The 16,882-nt window shown below is 61.2% G+C and carries 19 protein-coding genes; 9 read left to right on the plus strand and 10 right to left on the minus strand.

The window, feature by feature from the left end:
• Position 1: 1 nt before the first annotated feature.
• The 4 genes from AWB69_RS04995 to AWB69_RS05010 form a co-directional block, all read right to left on the minus strand.
• Positions 2–1,639, minus strand: a complete 1,638-nt coding sequence (locus AWB69_RS04995) for a S10 family peptidase (protein ID WP_062082964.1) — start codon at positions 1,637–1,639, stop codon at positions 2–4.
• 116 nt (positions 1,640–1,755) lie between these two features.
• Positions 1,756–3,318, minus strand: coding sequence for a S53 family peptidase (locus AWB69_RS05000; protein ID WP_062082780.1), 1,563 nt, complete (start codon positions 3,316–3,318; stop codon positions 1,756–1,758).
• A 195-nt stretch (positions 3,319–3,513) separates the two neighbouring features.
• Positions 3,514–4,074, minus strand: coding sequence for a DUF488 domain-containing protein (locus AWB69_RS05005; RefSeq protein WP_062082782.1), 561 nt, complete (start codon positions 4,072–4,074; stop codon positions 3,514–3,516).
• Between the two features lie 28 nt (positions 4,075–4,102).
• Positions 4,103–4,522, minus strand: a complete 420-nt coding sequence (locus AWB69_RS05010) for a GFA family protein (protein ID WP_062082784.1) — start codon at positions 4,520–4,522, stop codon at positions 4,103–4,105.
• Between the two features lie 189 nt (positions 4,523–4,711).
• Here AWB69_RS05010 and AWB69_RS05015 point away from each other — a divergent pair, with 189 nt between their 5' ends.
• The 3 genes from AWB69_RS05015 to AWB69_RS05025 all read left to right on the plus strand — a co-directional run bounded on the left by AWB69_RS05015 (position 4,712) and on the right by AWB69_RS05025 (position 7,524).
• Entirely contained in the window at positions 4,712–6,031 is a 1,320-nt protein-coding gene (locus tag AWB69_RS05015; protein ID WP_231936981.1) for an inositol monophosphatase, read from the plus strand.
• Positions 6,021–6,545 (plus strand): isochorismatase family protein, encoded by a 525-nt coding sequence (locus AWB69_RS05020; protein WP_231936982.1) that lies wholly within the window; start codon positions 6,021–6,023, stop codon positions 6,543–6,545. Before AWB69_RS05015 ends, AWB69_RS05020 begins: the two co-directional genes overlap by 11 nt.
• 178 nt (positions 6,546–6,723) lie before the next feature.
• Entirely contained in the window at positions 6,724–7,524 is an 801-nt protein-coding gene (locus AWB69_RS05025) for a transporter substrate-binding domain-containing protein (protein ID WP_062082786.1), read from the plus strand.
• 88 nt (positions 7,525–7,612) lie between these two features.
• Here AWB69_RS05025 and AWB69_RS05030 read toward each other — a convergent pair whose 3' ends face one another.
• Together AWB69_RS05030 and AWB69_RS05035 are read right to left on the minus strand one after the other, a co-directional pair.
• Complete coding sequence (locus AWB69_RS05030) at positions 7,613–8,014, minus strand: type II toxin-antitoxin system MqsA family antitoxin (protein WP_062082788.1); 402 nt, start codon at positions 8,012–8,014, stop codon at positions 7,613–7,615.
• A 2-nt stretch (positions 8,015–8,016) separates the two neighbouring features.
• A complete protein-coding gene (locus AWB69_RS05035; protein WP_062082790.1) occupies positions 8,017–8,313 on the minus strand; it encodes a type II toxin-antitoxin system MqsR family toxin in 297 nt (98 codons plus the stop codon).
• A gap of 401 nt (positions 8,314–8,714) precedes the next feature.
• Here AWB69_RS05035 and AWB69_RS05045 point away from each other — a divergent pair, with 401 nt between their 5' ends.
• From AWB69_RS05045 to AWB69_RS05060, 4 genes are all read left to right on the plus strand, one after another.
• Positions 8,715–9,425: a 2Fe-2S iron-sulfur cluster-binding protein gene (locus AWB69_RS05045; RefSeq protein WP_062082794.1), complete on the plus strand. Its 711-nt coding sequence runs from the start codon at positions 8,715–8,717 to the stop codon at positions 9,423–9,425.
• A 9-nt stretch (positions 9,426–9,434) separates the two neighbouring features.
• On the plus strand, positions 9,435–10,424 hold the full coding sequence (locus AWB69_RS05050; protein ID WP_062082796.1) for an FAD binding domain-containing protein: 990 nt from the start codon (positions 9,435–9,437) through the stop codon (positions 10,422–10,424).
• Positions 10,421–12,649: a xanthine dehydrogenase family protein molybdopterin-binding subunit gene (locus AWB69_RS05055; protein ID WP_062082797.1), complete on the plus strand. Its 2,229-nt coding sequence runs from the start codon at positions 10,421–10,423 to the stop codon at positions 12,647–12,649. The genes AWB69_RS05050 and AWB69_RS05055 overlap by 4 nt, the downstream gene beginning before the upstream one ends.
• 103 nt (positions 12,650–12,752) lie before the next feature.
• Complete coding sequence (locus tag AWB69_RS05060) at positions 12,753–13,340, plus strand: nucleotidyltransferase family protein (protein WP_062082800.1); 588 nt, start codon at positions 12,753–12,755, stop codon at positions 13,338–13,340.
• A gap of 131 nt (positions 13,341–13,471) precedes the next feature.
• On the opposite strand, the gene AWB69_RS05065 is transcribed toward AWB69_RS05060, so the two are convergent.
• Positions 13,472–13,756 carry a type II toxin-antitoxin system RelE family toxin gene (locus AWB69_RS05065; RefSeq protein WP_062082803.1) on the minus strand — a complete coding sequence of 95 codons (285 nt, stop codon included), beginning with the start codon at positions 13,754–13,756 and terminating at the stop codon, positions 13,472–13,474.
• Positions 13,753–13,995, minus strand: a complete 243-nt coding sequence (locus AWB69_RS05070; protein ID WP_062082971.1) for a type II toxin-antitoxin system Phd/YefM family antitoxin — start codon at positions 13,993–13,995, stop codon at positions 13,753–13,755. The genes AWB69_RS05065 and AWB69_RS05070 overlap by 4 nt, the downstream gene beginning before the upstream one ends.
• A gap of 266 nt (positions 13,996–14,261) precedes the next feature.
• Here AWB69_RS05070 and AWB69_RS05075 point away from each other — a divergent pair, with 266 nt between their 5' ends.
• Positions 14,262–14,759 carry a hypothetical protein gene (locus tag AWB69_RS05075; RefSeq protein WP_062082805.1) on the plus strand — a complete coding sequence of 166 codons (498 nt, stop codon included), beginning with the start codon at positions 14,262–14,264 and terminating at the stop codon, positions 14,757–14,759.
• A gap of 325 nt (positions 14,760–15,084) precedes the next feature.
• Here AWB69_RS05075 and AWB69_RS47475 read toward each other — a convergent pair whose 3' ends face one another.
• Complete coding sequence (locus AWB69_RS47475) at positions 15,085–15,255, minus strand: hypothetical protein (RefSeq protein ID WP_156528740.1); 171 nt, start codon at positions 15,253–15,255, stop codon at positions 15,085–15,087.
• Here AWB69_RS47475 and AWB69_RS05080 point away from each other — a divergent pair.
• Entirely contained in the window at positions 15,254–15,433 is a 180-nt protein-coding gene (locus AWB69_RS05080) for a hypothetical protein (RefSeq protein ID WP_062082807.1), read from the plus strand. The genes AWB69_RS47475 and AWB69_RS05080 overlap by 2 nt on opposite strands.
• 21 nt (positions 15,434–15,454) lie before the next feature.
• On the opposite strand, the gene AWB69_RS05085 is transcribed toward AWB69_RS05080, so the two are convergent.
• Positions 15,455–16,750: a sugar efflux transporter gene (locus AWB69_RS05085; protein ID WP_062082809.1), complete on the minus strand. Its 1,296-nt coding sequence runs from the start codon at positions 16,748–16,750 to the stop codon at positions 15,455–15,457.
• Positions 16,751–16,882: the final 132 nt, after the last annotated feature.

Here is a 16,882-nt window from a genome sequence, read left to right on the forward strand (position 1 = left end):
GCTATTTCAGTTCAGCCTTGCGTTGCTGCAGTGCGCGAATCCGGCTCATTGCCTGATGATCCGTTGTCGCTGCCTCGTACATCTTCGCCAGATCCGCCTTCAATTGCGTACGCGAAGGGCCGTCGAGATAGATCATGTGTCCCGACGGATAAAACTTCGCCGATAAATTCTCCCTCACGGTTTTATCGATCAGCGGCATTTGCTGCAGGTCGATTATCGTCTGGTAGAACGGCGTCACGAAGTCGTAGAAACCATTTGCCGACAACACCTTCAGGTCGATGTTGAGCGCCATCACCGCAGCCAGGTCGCCGGCCGTATAGAGAATGATGTTGCCCTGCGCGTCTACGCCCTTCTGCGCGCCGGTCGGGTCCGTGTGATGAAAGTCCCAGTTGGCGAACGCCTGGTCATTCAGGTCCGTGAATGACGACGTGGACGTGAACTTCAGCTGCTCGTTCAGGTACTCGTTCCACATGACGGTGTACACGCCGGTCACGGCCGTCATGGTGGGGTCGTTGCCGCCGGAGTTCGGATCGATCTTGCCCGCTATGCCCGTCGAGATCGCCGTCACGCGGCCATCGTAGGAGCCTAGCGCCACGCCTTTGGACTTCAGCAGCGTTGTGAGAAACAGCGAGTTGCCCTGGCTGTCGTACGAAGCCACGTCGAGACTCCAGGCGATCAACGTGACTTTGTCGATGCCCGTGTATTCGGACAGTTTCTCCACCGTGTCGTTGTCGGTCTGCGGGAATTTGCGCAACGCCGCGATGTAATCCGTGCGCGAGAACTGCGCGACTTCCTCGGCGAACGTCAGCAGGTCGGTCGGACGCGGATGCACCCCCAGCTTGCGATGAAACCACGCGTCGGCGGCGGCCGTCGGCAGCGCGCCCACGGGGTTGCCGGATTGCGTGTAGTCGAGAATCGACGACTGCAGCGTGACGCCGTTCAGGTCCACGCCGTCCTCGTGCAAGAGGTACGCAAGCACGCAACTGCGCGCGGTGCCGTACGATTCGCCGTACAGGAATTTCGGCGAATTCCAGCGGTTGTTTTTCGTCAGGTAGCGCTTGATGAATTGCTTGAGCGAGTTCGCGTCCTGGTCGACGCCCCAGAAATCGATGTTCTTGTTCGGGGCAATGGCCGCCGAATAACCCGTGCCGACCGGATTGATGAACACGAGATCGCTCTTGTCCAGCAAGCTGTCCGGGTTGTCCTCCATTTGGTAGGGCGCGGGCGGAGTGAACGAGGGCATCGAGGTCTTGATGCGTCGGGGGGCGAAAGATCCGAGCAACACGAATACCGACGACGATCCCGGTCCGCCGTTGTAGAAAAACGTGACCGGGCGCGATTCTTCTGTCTGATTATTCTGCGTGAACGCGACGTAAAAAAGTTTCGCGTCGGGCTTAGAACTGCTTGGATCGACAATCACAAGATGGCCGGCCGTCGCCGTGTAGTCGATCTGCTTGCCGCCTATGACGACCGAATGCTGCGTGATGGCGGCGTTTTCGTCGGTCAGGCTGGCATCGATGGAATCATTGGGGCCATTGCCATAGGGAGTGGGATCGAAATAAGGCTGATCCGGCGCTGTTGTAGAAGTACCTGCAGACGTGCCTGAAGATGTATTTGCCGCTGAACCGGAGTTCGTCATGATTGCTCCCTTGCCGGTGTTGTTGGAATTCTTGCCTGGGCCCATCGTCACAACTCAACCAACCTCAACTACGTCAACTCAACTGCGTCAACTCAACCAATCCGGACCTGCAACCGCTACTTCAGCGCAGCCGCGACTTTCGCGCCGTCCGGGCTGCCCAGCCCCGTGCAGGCGTCCCAACCCGCCGTCGCCTCGAAGCTGCCGTTGTTTCCCTGCGTGATGTCGTGGCCCGCGGTCTTCGCAGCGTACAGCTTCGGGTTGAGGAAACCCACCGGCTTTCCCGCCGCCGCGTTGATCCGGGTGATCAGCCCGGCCCATAGCGGCGCGACCGCGCTCGTGCCACCCACCACCGTCTGCGTCCCGCCAATGATCACATCGTAGCCGGTGAGCGGCGACGCGTCGCCGGCAACATCGGGCACGCCGCGTTTGGTCAGCGCCGACCTGGCGCCGTTGACGCGCGTGACGCTCAGGCCGTTCTGCCAGACCGGCAGCGCAAACACAGCGCTCACGCCGCCACCGCCCGCGCCGCCCTGGTCGCCGTCGTTCCACACCACTTCACTTCGGATCCCGCTCGCCGATGCCAACAGTTGCGTCCCGCCGCACGCGAGCACGTACGGGCTCGACGCCGGGAAATCGACATGATCGCCGTTCGCGGCGCCGTCGCCGGAACCGCTGTCGCCGGAAGCTGCGCACACCGTCACGCCCAGCGCCGCGGCCGATTGCAGGACTTCATCGAAGGCGTTTTGCGACTGCGGCGTCCAGTTGGTTTCCGGCCCGCCCCAACTGATCGAGATGACCGATGGCTTGTTGGTATCGTCGTGGATTGCGCGGTTCACGGCGTCGATAAAACCCGCGTCGCTGTTGGCCGTGAAATACACCGCGATGCGCGCACCCGGCACGATCGCACCGACAATCTCGATGTCCAGCGTCACCTCGCCGTCAGGCCCGTTCGGGTTGCCGGACGGCGAGTTGTTCGCCTGGTCGACGCCGATCGCAACCACGTTCGGCTGGGCCACGCCCAGTTGCGAAAAATAGGCGCTCAGGTCGCTTTCGTTATACCCCCCGCCCAGTTCGATAATGCCGACACACTGGCCACTGCCGTCGCCGCCGGGGAAGTCGTAGAGCCGCGCGAGATCGAGTGGCGTGTATGACGTGCTGGATTCGCTGCGCGCCGTCTTGAACGGCGGCCGGAAGCGGAAATGCGGGCGCGCCTGTGGCCGGCTGTCGAGACCCAGCACGGCGGTCACCAGGTCCTTCATGTCCTCCGGCACATTCACCGGTCCCGTGCGCCCGCGATACTCGCCGATCGCGTGATGCTCGAAGCGCTCCAGCTTGACGCCAAACACCGTGCTGAACTGGGCGATCGTGCCGGAGAGCACCACGCTGCGCGCGCCCGGATCGGCGCGGACTACGGTCAAGCCGTGCGCCTTCGCGAACGCTTCCGTCCTGGCCACATCCGACGCCGATGCCCCGAAGCGTTTGCTGAATTCCTCGCGTGAAACCGGCACGGCGTCGGCAGCGCCGCTGTTGATCTTTTGCATCAACTGCCGGAATGCGTCCTCGTTTTGCCGCCGAAGCATGACCACCACTTCGATTTTTTCGTCCGGGTTGCATGCACCGAGGCAACGAGCGCCTTCGGGTTGCGGCTTGTCGCTGCCAGCTATGGGTTGCTTGCTCATGGGTCGCGGTTCCTTGCTGTTACGGGAAAATTCGTGTCGCGCGGATTCGGGGTTCGAGATGACCGGCAAACGATGATCTCAATTGCGGGGGACCCCTTGCTTGCTTCAGCCTGATATCCGACACGGCGCAATGGGCACAGTTCCAGCATAGGCAAACGATTGCCTTCTGCTTGTGCATTGAGGGCAAGAAGACGGTCAAGTCGGGGTCGCTCCCACCGTCGTGCCGGATTCCGGATAGATCACAGTGCCGTCTGCTTGCGGTTGCGCTTGCGGCGTAAGTGTCGCGGGCCTGACCTGGTGCGGGCCCATGATGTGCAGCACGGTTTCACCTCGTGCGAGCAGATAATCCGCCACGATTCGCCGATGACACCGCCACCACACTGCTTCCGAGCACATGATCGCGCAGCGTCGGGTGTGGCCGAGGTCGAGCAGTTGTTCCAGGCCTTCGCGGAAGGGTTCACCCAGCGCGTAGTCGGCGTAATGGCGGAACGCCGGATGGGTCCAGTAGGTGTTCTTCGACGGGTGGTCCATCTTGCCCTTGCCGCGCCGCCCGCCCAGAGCCTCGAGGTGCACATATCCCACCCCCTCCGTACTCAGCGAAGCCGGCAAGCTGTCCAGGTTGAACTGCGGATTGGTTCGTGATCGCGGAATGCTGCGGACATCGACCAGCATGTCGATCTCGCTTTCCTTCAGCAAACCGGTAAATTCCGCCAGCGGACGGGTCGAATGACCAATGGTGAAAAAAGGCGCGGTCATGTGGTGGTCTGGCAACCCGGTGCGCTCGTCAGGAACGGTCTTCGGAATATTCGCGCCGTCCGGCGCCGGACAGCCACGGCTCGCGGTGGATGCACCAGAGTTCGTAGGTGGGATCGAGGAAGCCGGTTTCATCGAAGGCGCCAATCGGCAGGTCGATCTCGTCATTGTTGACATACGCCATGTAGGCCACCGACCCGCAGACCGGGCAGAAGTGGCGGCGGGCATCGGCGGAACTTTGCCAGGCTTTGGTCGCGCCCGACATGGTGACCTGTTCCTCAGGGTACACCGCGTACGCGCCAAACGCCGAACCGTGCACGCGGCGGCACGTCATGCAATGGCAAAGACCGACACGGTCCGGCTGCGCCGATACCGTAAAGCGCCATGCCCCGCAAGCGCAACCACCTTCGTGTCGTACTTCCTGACGAGTTTGATCATTGATGCCATTCATCGCGGCCTCCCTATAATCTGGTATCTGTCATCTGATGGCATGCAGGACGCTGCCATCAGGCAGCAGTTGCAGCAACAAATCGTTCGAGCAATCCGCGTGGTAGCAACCTGCGCGCCGCATCGGCGTTGCGTCGTACAAAAAAACGCGTTTTTGCTACGATGACACCCCCACGAGACGGAGATGGCACTCATGAAGCACCTATCCTTGCTGGCTCTGCTCCCCTCCGGCGCGGCTGTTTCCACCGCGACCGGGCCGCATGCGGTGCCAGGCGCTCCCGATCTCGCCGCCTACGTGCTGTCGCACGAACGCTATGACGCGGCTGAAAACGCGCCGTCCGCACGCAAGGATTACAAAAACGTGCACGTTGCGGATGTCATGACCGACGAGTACGTGTTCCCGCTTGGAGAAACCGGCAAGTCGATCGTGCTGTCCGGTTATCAGATTGCAGCAGGATTTCTGGCGGAGCGCGCGGCAGACGCATGGCTCGAACTCGCGCGCCAGCAACACGTGGAAAACGGCGGTGCAGACAGCGATGGCACGCGGCACGTACCCGATCCCGCCGAAGCCGATCAGTTGATGGATCGGGCAATGGAATCCGCGGAGCGCATTCTTGCGCCGTTCGAAACGGCGCCGATCGCGTCGTTGTTCGAAACGCACTATCGCGGCGCTCGCGAATTTCTTCGCCTGAGCTGGGAAGGCTTGCCGGAGGACCTGGTGCCCAAGTCGCGACGGCCGGCCGTGGTGTTGAAAACGGCCACGGATCCGGCGCCTGCAGCGGCCGCAGCGGCCGCGCAGGACTACGACCCGTACGGACTGGAGGGCACGAGCGATTACGACGTCGACAAGCCGTTGGCCTATCGGGAAAAAATCGGCCCGTTCCTGCTGACCATGACGTATCGGCATGAATATCCGCAGGTCGACGACGAGCGGCTCGGCACGGCTTTCGCCGTATTTCATGAGGCGGGTACGGATATTGTCGCGGCGGCGGTCGAGTTGAAACTCGTGAAAGTGCCGCCCATCCACAGCAGCGCGGACCTGGTGTATGTCCTCGACACCTATTCCGGCGAGATGCTGTCCCTCGCGCTCGCCGCTACCGAAGCCCTCGGGCCGGAGCGGCTGTGCAGCGTGTTCAATACGCACCGGGTGGTGTACATCAGCACGTGGGAGGTGAGGAAACAGTGGCGCGGCCAGGGTCTGGGCGTCGCGTTGCTGCGCGAAGCGTTGCAACGCCTGCCCGCGGATCCCGATGGCCGTCCCGACGCGTTGTGCGTTGCGCCTGAGCCGTATCAGACCGAAGCGCGGTATCTCGGTCAGTTGCCGCCCGCGTTGCGCGCCGAAATCGATGTACCTGCGCAAAGGCTCACCCGGCATCTGACGGAGTGGCTGGATCGTGCAGACCTGCCGAACGTGAAGACGCATTTTTTCATTCCGATGGCCAAGCATGAAGGCATCGGATCGGCGGGTGAAAACGCCCGGTTGATTGACCGGATCATGGAAAGTGAAGCCTGACCCGGTGCTTGTCGTCATCGATATGCAGGCGAAACTGATGCCGCATATCGACACCGGCGCGGCCGTGTTGAAGCGTTGCGTGACGCTGGTGAAAGCGGCTGATCTGCTCGATATCCCGGTGCTTGTCACCGAGCAGAATCCACGTGGGCTTGGGCGGAGCGTCGCTGGCCTGATCAGCGAGCGGCATCGCGTGATAGAGAAGGATACGTTCGACGCAACGCTGTGCCCGGACTTCGTGGCGGCGTTGCCATCAAACGACTCGGTGCTGTTCGTGGCTGGCTGCGAAGCGCATGTGTGCGTGTTGCTGACGGTGAGCGGCTTGCTGAAGCTCGGCTACACGGTGGAACTGATTGCCGATGCCGTCGGTTCACGCACCCCGGAGAATAAGGCAATCGCGCTGGCCAGAGCGCAGCGCGAAGGAGCGCTTCCCACCACCACGGAAAGCACGATCTTCGGCTGGCTGGGAAGCTGCCGGCATCCGCGTTTCAGGGACGCGCTGGCGCTGATCAAATAACATCGGCAAATGCGCCCCAAGCCATGCACGCCGATCATGGCTGGCATGAGCATATTTCGATTGTTGCGGGTTTTTGGCCTGCCTAGAGTGCTTTCACGCGTACGGTCACGTAGCGCTCCGGGATGTCGAGTGGTTAGCGACCTCCCGCTCCCCGAATTTTCTGCTCAAGGCCACCATCATGACGACTCGCTTCTCCCGCCTTTCCCGGCGCCTCTTCGTGGCTACGGCTTTCGCCCTGCCCCTGGCGGCCACGGCCACTTTCGCCCACGCGGACGCCCTCGATACCGTGCAGAAAAACGGCGTGCTCCGGGTTGGCGTATTCATGGACTATCCGCCGTTCGGCTCGATCGGTCCGGACATGAAACCGCAGGGTTATGACATTGAGATGGCCGACTATCTGGCCAGGACGATGAAGGTGAAGGTCGACCTTGTCCCGATCACCGGCGAAAACCGCATGGCTTATCTCGCCACCGGCAAGGCCGACGTGCTGCTGAGCGTGGGCCAGACACCGGAGCGCGAGAAGGTGCTCGATTTTTCGCGGCCGTATGCGCCTTACTATCTCGCGGTGTTCGGACCGAAGTCGTTGCCGGTTAAAAGCGAAAAGGATCTGGCAGGCAAGACGATTTCGGTGGCGCGCGGAACACTGGAAGATTTGAGCGTGACGAAGGTGGCGCCGCCGGACGCGACAATCAAGCGTTTCGACGACCCCAACGGCGCTATTTCAGCGTTTCTGTCGGGGCAGGTTCAGTTGATGGTGGTGGGTAATGACGTCGGTGCGACGATCATTGCGCGTAATCCGCCGATCGCGCCCGAGCAGAAATTCGCGCTTTTTAGTTCACCCGATCATGTCGCCGTGAACAAGGGTGAGGGGCGCCTGCTGAAGGAGGTGGATGCAGCCGTGTTGAAAGCGAAGAACGACGGCACGCTGAACAAGCTCTCGACAAAGTGGCTCAAGGCGCCGTATCCGAGCGATTTGTAAGCAAGGCTGAAGCGTTACTGATGCGAAATGCAAACTGCCACCTTACGGTGGCAGTTTGCATTTCTGGCTAGTGCGGCCAAACATCTGCTTAAGCCGCCCTTACCTCGTCGAGTAAATCAGGGTGGTGATCCAGTATCTTCAATAGCTTGACCAAGGCCAACGGTGGCTTGGTTTTACCATTCTCATAGCGCGAAAACGCGTTGACGCCCCCACCGAAGATTTCAGCGGCTTCGCGCTGGTCCAGAGCAAGCTTTTTACGGACGCTCGCAATAAAAGCCGGATCGACAATTGATGCGTTCACTTGCTTGTTGAATTCGAGCATCGCAGCACTGACACGCGTCGACTCGGATAAATCAAAAATAGCCTCGCTACAAGCGGGGCAAAAATCGCCTGTCACTTCCGGAATGACGGTCGACTCACCCTTGTAGATGTATGGCACATCGCGCGTGTCATGCACCAGCTCCGCCGCCGCGCAAATTGGACACTTCATGTTCATAGCTCCTTGAAGGACACGACGAGGACGTCATCAACCACCGTCAGTTTCAGATAAACCGGTCCAGCGATGGTAGTGGGTTGGTACACGTCCTGCCAGATGCGGTGATCGGCATGCGTAGTCATGCTTTTATAAAAGTCGGCTGACAGCAGCGCTTTGACCACGCCGATGATTCCCTCAAAGTCGAAGCCCAGCGCGGCTCCGCCGGCGAGCGCCGACACGGTTGAGCGGACTTTACCCGCTTCGATCAAGGCGATGATGAGAGACAGCTTGCAATGCGGGACGCCTTTTTCCATCTATTTACAATAACCTATTTGGTTATTTTTGGCAAGTACACACTCTGGCTGTGTTGAGAATGACTTGACTGTACAAAGTCAATGAAAGTAAGCCCACGGTAACCTGATCGAACAGCGCCGAGCCCGACTCAACCCACTGCAAACCCCTGCGAACCACCCCGATTTACCGATGAATGTAGCCCTTACCTGCAATCCTGAGCGGCAAACACCGTAAGCGCGCGGCCCTCATCGATGGCATTGGATTTGCAGACTCCCTCGGTCGCCATTCGCCTCATTGGCTTGCACTCCGCAAGGTCCAGGCGAATGGTGTCAGCGCCTCGGTTAGCCAGACACGCCAACTCCTCCGACGCGTCCAGCCAAACACAGCGCTCACTCGATCGAGCGAGGAGCTTCATATCGCCATGCGCCACATCAACGTCCCCCGTAACAGCAACCCAGACACCGCATCATCCGAAGCAATAAAACCGTCGCGCCGCAGGTTTCTGCAATCCGCGGCGGCAGCGGCGACCGTTTCCGCCGTGCCGCGAGTTCATGCGCAGCAACCGGCAGCGACATCCGCACCGCCGCCGTCAGCGCCCGTCACTGCTGCGCCGCTCATGCCCGTGAAGCTGACCATCAATGGCCATGCTTACGACATGCAGCTTGAAGCACGTACGACCTTGCTCGACGCGTTGCGCGAATACGCGAGCCTCACCGGCACAAAGAAAGGCTGCGACCGCGGCCAGTGCGGCGCATGCACGGTGATCGCGAACGGCCGGCGCATCAACTCGTGCCTGACGCTCGCCGTCATGCACGAGGGTGAATCGATCGTGACCGTGGAAGGACTCGCCAACGCGCAGACGCTCAGCCTCAGCCCGATACAAAAGGCTTTCATCGATCACGACGCCTTCCAGTGCGGTTTCTGTACGCCCGGCCAACTGTGTTCGGCAACCGCGCTGCTAGACGAATTCCGTGCGGGCGACGCCAGCGCCGTGACCGCCGATGTCCGCTACCGTCCGCCCCAACTCTCCGACGATGAAATCCGCGAGCGCATGAGCGGCAATATCTGTCGCTGTGGCGCCTATCCGAACATTGTCGCCGCGGTGAAAACCGTCGCGATCAATAAAGCTTAGGAGCGCCGCATGGATGCCATTTCCTACGAACGCGCCACGGACGTGAGCGCGGCGATCAAGGCAGCGCAGCAGCCGGGGGTCGCGTTTATCGGCGGCGGAACGAATCTGCTCGACCTCATGAAAGGCGGTGTAGCGCGGCCGGTGAAGCTCGTCGACATCACGCATATAGCCGGCTTGAACACGGTGAGCGAACTGCCCGACGGCGGCCTGCGGATCGGTGCGCTGGTTCGCAACAGCGACGCCGCGAATCACACGTGGATTCGCGAACGTTATCCGCTGCTGTCGCAGGCGTTCCTCGCGGGTGCATCGGCGCAGTTGCGCAACATGGCCACCGTCGGTGGCAACCTGATGCAACGCACGCGCTGTTATTACTTCTACGACACCGGCTTTCCCCAATGCAACAAACGCACCCCCGGAAGCGGCTGCGCAGCAATAGAAGGCAACAGCCGCATCCATGCAATCCTGGGTGCAAGTGCGCAATGCATCGCGACGAATCCATCCGATATGAATGTCGCGCTCGCAGCACTCGACGCCGTGGTGCACGTGAACGGCCCTCAGGGTGAACGTGCGATTGCGTTCGCGGAGTTTCATCGTTTGGCCGGAGATCATCCTGAAGTCGATACCACGCTGCAACCCGGCGAACTGATCACGTCCGTCGATCTGCCGCCCCCGCTCTTTGCGCAGCACTCGCACTACCTGAAGGTGCGTGACCGCGCGAGTTACGCGTTCGCACTTGTGTCGGTGGCCGCCGCATTGCAGATGGACGGCAACACGGTGAGGACAGCGCGCATCGCGCTGGGAGGCGTCGCACACAAACCGTGGCGTGCCACGGCGACTGAGCAAGCGCTCAATGGGCAGCCGTTATCACGCGACACGTTGCGTAGCGCAGCGGCGCTTGCGGTTCGCGATGCGCGGAGTTATCGCGACAACGGCTTCAAGATCGAACTGGCGCAGCGCGCGATTGTCCGCGCGGTGTCGACTGCCGGAGGTGTGGCATGAGTGTTCTTGGACAACCGCTCGACCGCACCGACGGTCTTCTGAAAGTCACGGGCCAGGCGAAATATTCCGCCGATAACCCGGAAGCCAAGCTCGCGCATGCGGTTCTGGTGACGAGCACAATCGCTCATGGCAGAGTGGCTTCCATGGATACCGCGCGCATCCAGGCCATGCCCGGCGTGCTGCTCGTGATGAACCATGAAACCGCAATGCGCCTGCCTAATGGCGGCAAACCGAATGCGGAGCCACCGGCTGTGCGCGGATTGTCGCTCCTGCAAACCGACGAAGTACGCTACAGCAATGAACCCGTTGCCGTAGTCGTTGCCGATACGCTGGAACGCGCAACCGATGGCGCCCGCAAGCTCCAGGCATCGATTCGTTACGAAGCCGCGACGCCGAATGCGGACTATCAGCGCGCGAAGGCCACGGCATATCAGCCGGAAAAGATGATGGGCCGGCCAATCAACACCCAGCGAGGCGATGTGGCCGCCGGACTGCGTCAGGGGCCTACCCGCCTCGACGCGGTCTACACCACGCCGAACGAGCACCACAATCCAATGGAGCCGCACGCCACGCTGGCTCGCTGGGATGGCCCCAACCTCACGCTCTACGATGCCACCCAAGGCGTCTCCGGCGCACGCAACGCGGTGGCGAAAACGCTCGGCATCCCGGATGCGAACGTGCGCGTGCTCTGCCCGTTTGTCGGCGGCGGTTTTGGATGCAAGGGCTCGGCCTGGTCGCATGTCGTACTGGCTGCCATGGCCGCGAAGCAGACCGGCCGGCCGGTTCGGCTGGTGCTGGAACGTCCGCAGATGTTCGGCATGGTCGGCAACCGGCCGTTCACGGATCAGCATATCCAGATCTCGGCCCGCGACGACGGCACGCTCACCGGCATGCGCCATGACGTGATCTCGACCACATCGACGTTCGAAGACTGGAACGAAAGCTCGGCCATCGTCACGCGCATGCTGTATGCCGTGCCGAACCAGGCGACCACGCACAAGCTGGTGAAACTCGATGTCGGCACGCCGACGTTCATGCGCGCGCCCGGTGAAACGAGCGGCTCGTTCGCGCTCGAATCCGCGATGGATGAAATGGCCTACCAGTTGAACATGGACCCGCTCGCGTTCAGGCTGAAGAACTATGCCGAGATGGAACCACAGGAAAAGAAACCGTGGTCGGAGAAGTCGCTGCGCGAGTGTTATCAGATCGGCACCGATAAATTCGGCTGGTCGCGGCGCAATCCGAAGCCGCGTTCCATGCGCGACGGCAACATGCTGATCGGTCTCGGCATGGCGACGGCGACGTACCCTGCAAACCGCAGCGAGGCATCGGCTATTGCGCGCATCTTCCCGGACGGCACGGCGATGGCCGCATCGGGCACGCAGGATCTCGGCACCGGCACCTATACCGTGATGACGCAAGTCGCCGCCGATGCGCTCGGCTTTCCGGTGGACAAGGTCGACTTCGCACTCGGCGATTCGTCGTTGCCGCATGCACCGGTGTCGGGCGGTTCGCAGTCGGTGGCGAGCGTCTCGCCCGCGGTGCGCGAGGCGGCGGCGCAGGCGCGCGCCAAGTTGATCGCAATGGCGATAGCCGATCCAGGATCGCCGCTAAGCGGGGGTTCCATGGACGATGTCACCGTCGATAACGGCTGGGTCATCAGCCGCGCCGATCCATCGAAGCGCGATCCGGCTGCCGCGGTGATCGCACGCAATGGCGGCAAGCCGATCGAAGCCATGGCGACCACGAAGCCCGGCGACGAGAAACAGCAGTTCGCGTTTCACTCGTTCGGCGCGGTGTTCACGGAGGTTCACGTCGATGCCGACCTGGGCACGATCCGCGTCCCGCGCATTGTGGCGGTGTATGACGTCGGCAGCCTGCTCAACGAAAAGACCGCGCATAGCCAGTTGATGGGCGGTTTGGTCTGGGGCATAGGCTCGGCGCTGACCGAGAAGAGCGAACTTGATACGCGGTATGGCCGGTACATCAACGCCAACCTTGCCGAATATCACGTGCCGGTGAACGCCGATATCGGTCTGCTCGACATCACCTTGCTGGGCAAACCCGATCCGCATATCAATCCGCTCGGCGCGCGGGGCATTGGCGAAATCGGCATTACGGGGGTGGCGGGATCGATCGGGAACGCCGTGTATCACGCGACCGGCGTGCGCGTGCGCGATTTGCCGATCACACTCGACAAGGTCATGCCGAAAACAACGGTCTGACGTTTTGCCGGGAAAACCGCGCGGTTTTTTTGGAGGCTTGCGACACATCCTGGGGCTTGTCAAAATCGACCCTTCTTACCTTCTTACTATCAGGAAGCCGGCCATGAGTTATTCATCGAGTGCGACCGGCATTCTGCTTGCAGCCGGCTACGGTTCCCGCTTCGATCCAAGCGGTCTTCATAACAAACTCCTGGCCACGCTTCCAGACGGTACGCCGGTCGTGTTTCAGTCTGCCCGGCGCTTGCTGTCGGCGGTGTCGCGGGTGGTCGCCGTGGTGCGCCCGGGGTCGGAGAAGCTGGCGGAAGTGTTGAACGAAGCGGGCTGCGACGTGATGTTTTCCATCGATGCCGAACGCGGCATGGGCGCTACGCTTGCCGCCGCGGTGCGTGCAACGCAAGACGCGGAAGGTTGGCTCGTGACGCTTGGCGATATGCCGTGGATCGAGCCGGAGACGGTCGAAGCGGTGGCGCGATCGCTGGACGCGGGAGCGTCGATTGTTGCGCCGTTTTATCGCGGGCAAAGGGGGCATCCGGCGGGGTTTGGCGCCATGCATCTGGAAGCGCTCAGCGCGCTTGACGGCGATGCCGGCGCGCGGGCGCTGTTTATGTCGCAGGCGGTGGAACGCATCAATGTTGAAGACGCGAACATTTTGCGGGACGTGGATTTGCCGGCGGACCTGGGGTTGCATTGAGATGTTGAAGCGATCGGCGATCGTCGCAAAGAACTCGCGCTCGGCGATTATCCCGACCTGACGCTCGCGGCATGTAAGGCCGCTCGTGCGACGCGCGTCGAAATCAGCAATGGTGCTGGTCGGCTACGGTCCTACTGCCGTTCTTCCGCTGCGTCGTACACGTCGCCGCCGTCGCGCTTGCCAACCGCGATAACGACAACCGTCACAATCTCGTCGTGTACCTGATAGACAAGCCTGTATCCTCGGGTACGAAGCTTGATCTTGTAGCAGTCCTTCATTCCGTACAACCGTGAAGCCGGCACTTTCGGGTTCTCGAGCCTCTCATCCAGTTTCTTAGCGAACTGCCGTCGCGTCTCGGCGTCAAGTTTTCGCCATTCCTTCTCCGCGTTGAGTTTGAACCTCAGCTTGTATGTCATTTATGGATGTCGACCTCAACCATCGGTTCATCCTGCCTGGCTCGGACAATGTCGGCCAATTCATAGTCTTCCAACCGATCGAGCAGCGCTTCGTAATGATCTGCCGGCAGCAGGTACGCCACCGGCTTGTTGCGATTGAGGATGGCGACCGCGCCGCCGTCCGCGCTTTCGATAACCGCGCTCGGGTTGAGCTTCAGCTCCGAAATTCCCACAGATTGGGTAGCATGAATAGCTTCCATGACGCTCTTCTCCAACGAAATGGCCTTCAACAAGACCTGATAATAGCTCTTTTCACAGGTCACTGCAAAGCCGCGCTATCAATACTGCCGCCGGAGCCCGTCCTCCCCGCCCTCCGATAGCTGTCCAAACGGCTAACAAGTAACTCACCGAAACATTTTGAGACCCAACTGAAACAACACGTAACCTGAGTCAACTTTCCTGAAAGCTTGGCGTTAACCCGTGGATAGCGCCAATCCTGGCGACGCTTTTCAAGGCAACCGACTCCATGGCAGCCCTTCCGTTTTCAGCACTTCAGCAACGTCGACAAAAACAAGGCCATGCGGCACTCGTTCCGAGATCCGCCGGGCAACTCAAGGCGGAGCACGATCGCATCGTCGGCCGGGCGCAGTTTTTCCTCTACGCAACCATCGCTCTGGCTATTGCGGGCGTGATTGCCGTCGCCATGCTGCCGTTCTCGCCCATTCCGAGCGACTTCAGTTTCGGCGCCCAGGAAGTGGTCGGCGTAGCCGTGTTCGCGGCTTGCCTGTTCCTGCTGCAGGAGCGCACGGAACTCACGCTGCGGCTCTACAACTACGAACCCGTCGAACAAACCACGCAGGGCGAGCTGCGCGCGCTGCTGCATCGCGTACCGGAAGGCATCTCGTACCAGAACGCCCTCGCCGCCGACAACCGGACGTTCGTGACCGTGGAAGCCGAAGAAATTCGCCGTCGCGCCGATGCCTTCAAACCGCAAACCGAAGGTCTGGAAGCAGCAGAAAGCTAATAGTCCAACGGTTGATCCACCGCCAGACCTGGCGAAAGACACCGCAAAAGTCGTCGTCTCCGCCAGGGTGAAACTCCGGGCGTAAAAAAATGAAAGCCGCCGTCCTGCATTCGCGGGCCGGCGGCTTTCATTTTTGCGCGGGTGTGCGGAGTCTGTTTCTTGCCAAATGGCTTCCCGCCCGCGAAACGCACCCTCGCCGTTCGCCTCTGTTGACCCACGGAGCGACACCGCATCAAGTGCGAGCCTGCACCCGTCGGGCTGCGAAAGTTGGTCGTGCAGGTAGCTTGAGGACCCACCGCGCATGAACGCGGCACTCCTTTAATTGTCACTGGACGGTGCAGTGCAGACGGTTGCGCAAACCGTTACCCGCGTGGCGCTCGGCCACATTCATGTGCACGGGCAGCCTGTGCCGCCTGCCTTCCAGCCCGCTTGCGCCTATGCTGGAGAACACGACATAGACAAACTGTCGACGATGGACCAGACGGAGGCCACTCATGAACCCCATGAACATCCTGCAGCCCGCACGATACGACCTGCAGTCCAACCCGATTCCAGACCCGCTCGCCGATCCGAACCGTGACCCCGAGGCCGACCCGCTGTCGCCGCCATCGCCGGGGCACCGGCCGGAGGAGCCGCAGCATCCCGATGCGCCGCCGGACGGGCATCCGGTTTAGATCAGGGTTCAGCAACCCATGTCATGGCGCGGTTTCCGGTCGTTCGTCGACAACGACGATCGTGGTAACCGCGCGGCTCTGAGCAACGGGCTCCGCGGCAGGATCGGAGAAAATCTTCGCGCCGCGCTGATAGTTGAAAATGAACAGCACGACCGATGCGGTGGACGCCAGCATCACGCAGAACACGAACACCGCGCGATAACCCCAGGTCGCGGCCACAAAGCCCGACGCCACCCCCGCCAGCACGGAGCCCGTGCGCATGGTGTTAAAAAACAGGGTGGTCGCGCGGGCCAGCGCGCCGGGCATCAGTTCCTGAAAGTACGACATGCCGAGACATGACGTCACCGCGACAACGACAGCGTTCAGGATTTGCAGCGGCACGAGCACCCAAAGGTTCGGTGCGAGCGCGATCCCCGCGAAATACACAATGTGCGATAACGACGCAAACGCGATCATGTTCGCCTTGTTGATGCGCCTCGACGCGCCGCCGAGCAGGAGCATCATCGGAATCTCGGCAAACGCGCCGAGACCGACCATCTGTGCGACGTGTGCGGTCGTGCCGTGCAACTGATCGACGATCAGCACCGGCAGCATGATGGTCGCGATCGCCGAGCCCATGCCAATCAGCGTAAAACTCACCAGCGCCGCATAGACGTGTGCATTTTTGGCTTGCGGCGGGATCTCGCTGGAGGTCTTGTCGGCGGCTTCGTAGGTGTCATAGGTCTTGGGCTCGCGCATGCACAGCACGATCAATCCAGCCGCCGCGAACGCACCCGCCGCCGACAGGAACAGCCCGTTGAAACCCGACACCCCCAGCACGATCGCACCCACCGCCGGACCGAACACCCATGCGCAGGACAGCGTGGTGCGCAAGGTGGCCATCGGCAGTTCGGTATGTTCGATGCCCTCTGCGTGCAGCCGTGCTTTGCCGAACGTGAAAAGCTGCGGGAACACCGCCGCGCCGATGCTCAGGAATACGCAGCCGAAGATCGTCAGCAACACGTAGTTGCGGGTGACGCACAGCAATGCATAACCGAGCGCAGATCCCGCAATGGACAGCAACACGATACGTTTTTTATCGCTCCGGCGATCGGCGATACGCCCCAGATATGTACTCACGATCACGCTGCTCACCGCTGTCAGCGTCATGAAGATGCCGAGCCGGACCGGCGTCATGTGCGCCTCGGTCGCGCCGAACAGCGACGTGTACGGCACCGCGAATGAGGAAGCGATGCCCGACAGGAACATCGCGAGGGAAATGCCGGGATAACCGGGAAGACGGATAAGCGCGAGAAAAGTCTTGAAAACGGCGTTCATTGAAATTCACGTTGGCGGCGAAGGTCCGTCGCGTGACGGTCCGTTTGAGCGAGAGAAACGACGTTCAGCGGGCACTTAAACACGCGCTCACGTTTTTTTCAATAACGTTTTCCTTTGATTTCAGACTGGCGA

The organism is Caballeronia udeis (assembly GCF_001544555.2).
GTDB lineage: Bacteria > Pseudomonadota > Gammaproteobacteria > Burkholderiales > Burkholderiaceae > Caballeronia > Caballeronia udeis.